The sequence below is a fragment of the Halomonas sp. LBP4 genome (genome assembly GCF_003202205.1).
GTDB classification, from domain to species: Bacteria; Pseudomonadota; Gammaproteobacteria; order Pseudomonadales; family Halomonadaceae; genus Halomonas; species Halomonas flagellata.
Map to the genome: position 1 here is coordinate 1 of NZ_PDOG01000019.1, position 3,233 is coordinate 3,233.

Annotated in this window: 2 protein-coding genes; both read right to left on the minus strand. The window is 67.3% G+C overall.

Features of this window, described 5'->3' with window-relative positions; all coding sequences use genetic code 11:
- On the minus strand, positions 1–2,182 hold a 2,182-nt coding region (locus CR157_RS21895; protein ID WP_110285634.1), incomplete at its 3' end, for a TRAP transporter permease.
- Positions 2,183–2,276: 94 nt separating this feature from the next.
- Entirely contained in the window at positions 2,277–3,221 is a 945-nt protein-coding gene (locus tag CR157_RS21900) for a TAXI family TRAP transporter solute-binding subunit (protein WP_110285635.1), read from the minus strand.
- Positions 3,222–3,233 lie beyond the last annotated feature (12 nt).

Consider the following 3,233-nt stretch of genomic DNA (forward strand, 5'->3'; position numbering starts at 1 on the left):
CCGGTTTGGCACCGCCGCCGTGGCTGCCGCGCTGGAGCATGAACAGCCCGCCACCGATGATCAGTCCCGCGACGTCGGTGTAGATGCCGCCATAGATCATGAACATGGCGCCGAGGAGCATCACCAGGCGCATCCACGCCTTGACCGGCCCGAAGAACCAGGCCTGGACGGTGGCGGCCAGCAGCACGATCCCCAGGGTGGCGGTCACCCCGACGCGCAGGATCTGCATCCCGCTGCCTTCCATCAGCATCGCCGGGCTGTAGTAGAACATGAAGGGCACGATGAACGCCGCCAGGCCGACCTTGAAGGAGGTCACCGAGGTCTGCATGGCGTTGGCGCCGGAGATGCCGGCGGCGGCATAGGAGGCCAGCGCCACCGGGGGCGTGATCGCCGAGACCACCGCGAAGTAGAACACGAAGAAGTGCGCCACCAGCGGCTGGATGCCGATATCGATCAGGCCTGGCGCCACGACCGAGGCGGCCACCGCATAGGCGGCGGTCGTCGGCATGCCCATGCCGAGCAGGATGCTGATGCACATGGCGAAGAACAGCGCCAGCAGCTGGCTGACCCCGGCCAGGCCCAGCAGCAGCGACGAGAAGCGCGCGCCGACGCCGGTCAGCGAGATGACGCCGACGATCAGGCCGGCGCAGGCGCACACGGCGATGATCTGGATGGCCATGGTGCCGGCCAGCTGCAGCGCCCTGAGAATGGACGGGATGCCCATCTTGTTCGGCGAGATCCAGCTCACCACGGCGGCCGAGGCGGTGGCCAGGGTGCCGGCGCGGATCACCGAGTAGCCCATGAACAGGGCGGCGATCAGGATGATGATCGGCGCGAACAGGTAGACCTGCTTGACCAGCTTCGAGAACAGCGGGATCTCCTCCTTGCGCATGCCGCGCATGCCCTTGCGGGCCGCCTCGAAGTCGACCATGAAGTACACCGAGGCGAAGTAGAGGATGGCGGGAATCAGCGCCGCCACGGCGATCTCGGTGTAGGGGATGCCGGTGATCTCGGCCATGATGAAGGCGCCGGCGCCCATGATCGGCGGCATGATCTGCCCGCCGGTGGAGGCGGCGGCCTCGATGGCCCCGGCGCTTTTGGCCGGATAGCCGACCTTCTTCATCAGCGGGATGGTCAGCGAGCCGGTGGAGACCACGTTGCCGGCCGAGGTGCCGTTGATCATGCCCATCAGGCCGGAGGCGAAGATCGACACCTTGGCGGGACCGCCCCGGGCACGGCCGGCCGCGGCGAAGGCGAAGTTGACGAAGTAGTCGCCGACCTTCGAAGCCTGCAGGAAGGCGGCGAAGATGATGAACAGGATGATGTAGGTCGACGATACCGCGGTGGTCGGCCCGAGGATGCCGGCGTCGGTATAGACCTGGCTGAAGAAGCGGTTCATCGACAGGCCCGGGTAGCCGAGGAAGCCCGGCAGGAGGGGGCCGGCAAAGACATAGACCAGGAAGATGGCGGAGATCACCACCAGCGCCAGGCCCGCCACGCGGCGCGTCAGCTCGAGGATCAGCAGCGAGCCGGCGATGGCGGCCCAGGAGATGCCGATGGGGGCGAAGGCCGTGCCGGTGGCGGCCCGCAGCGGACTGTTGTACATCACCAGCAGGTAGCCGGCACTGGCCAGGGCGGCGACCATCAGCACCAGGTCGGCCGGGCTGAGCCGCTCGCGGGCCTGGCGGTGGAACCAGGAGATGACGATGGCCGCGGCGGTGGCGACGATCAGCGGGTAGCCGAAGTGCCAGGTCTCGATGGCGGCGTCGATGCGCATGGCGCCCCCGCTCATCTCGCGCTGCATCAGGAAGACCTGCAGCAGGGCATAGAGGGCCGGCAGCAGCAGGGCATAGCTCGCCAGGGAGAGCCAGCGGCCGGCCGGACCGATGGCATGGGGCTCGGCGAAGCGGGCGCCGGTATAGAGGCCGTAGCCGAGGATCAGGGCGCCGGCGATGTGCACGATGCGAAACGACCAGGTCTCCATCGGGTACACGTTGAGCGACACCAGGTGAAAGGTGGAGTAGGCGATGGCCAGGGTGGCGAACAGCAGCCAGCGCCAGTGGGTGTACGTGCGCCGGTTGGACTCGACGACCTCCTCGTCAACGCCCTCGGCGATGGTCGCCGGCGTCTTGTCGATGAGTTCGTCCTCGCCCCCGGGGCGGGTATCGGGTGTATTGCTCATGGGGAATCACCCTTGAGTATGGTGCGGAGGGATGCGGATCATGCCCCGTACCGAGTGTCCGGTACGGGGCGTCATCACAGGAGCGATAGACGGCTTACTTGATCAGGGCCTCGTCGATCTCGTAGCCGTTCTCCTCGTACCAGCGTGCGGCCCCCGGATGGAAGGGCAGCACGGTGTTGTGCACGATGTTTTCCGGAATGGTGGTCTCGGCACTGCGGTGCACGTTACGCATCTTGTCGTTGTTCTCCATGGTGACCTTGGTCACTTCGTAGACGAAGTCCTCCGGCAGGTCGCAACGGGCGATGGCGAAGTTCCACATGGAGACGGCACGGGCATCCTCCTCCAGGGTGGTGTAGGTGCTGGCCGGGATCTGGAAGGGGGCGACCGGGAAGCTCTCGAGCACCTGGGCCTGCTCCTCCTCGGTGAACTCGATGATGTTCACGTCGGTCTGGACCTCGAGCTGGCTGATGGCGGGAATCGGGATGCCGGCGGCGAAGGCGATGACGTCGAGCAGGCCGTCCTGCAGCTGGCCACCGAGGTCGGTCCAGCCGCCGTTGCGACGCTCGAAGTTCACGCCCAGCTCCTCGAGGATCGCCGGGAAGTAGGTGTCGGAGGTGGAGGCCGCCGGGCCGAAGCCGATGCGGGCGCCGTCCGGGATCTCGGAGATGGAGGTGATGTCGCTGCTGGACAGGGCGGCGATGGAGAACGGGGTCTCGTACATCGGGAACAGCGCGCAGACGTTGTCCATGGGGACGCCAGGCGCCAAGGGGCTTTCGCCGTTGACCGCATCGGCGGCCGGTCCCATGGTGGCGAGGCCGAAGGCCACATCGCCGCCGTGTACCAGCGCCAGGTTCTGGGTCGGACCGCCGGTCACTTCGCCGCCACCGGAAATCCCCAGCTCGTCGGCGATCAGGTTCGCCCAGCCGGAACCGTAGACGAAGTAGGTGCCGCCCTGACTGGCGGTGCCCACGGTGAAGTTGTCCGGCCATTCGGAGCGGTCGGCGTGGGCCGAGGCCGCGACCAGCAGGGCGCCGGCCAGGGTGCCGGTGAG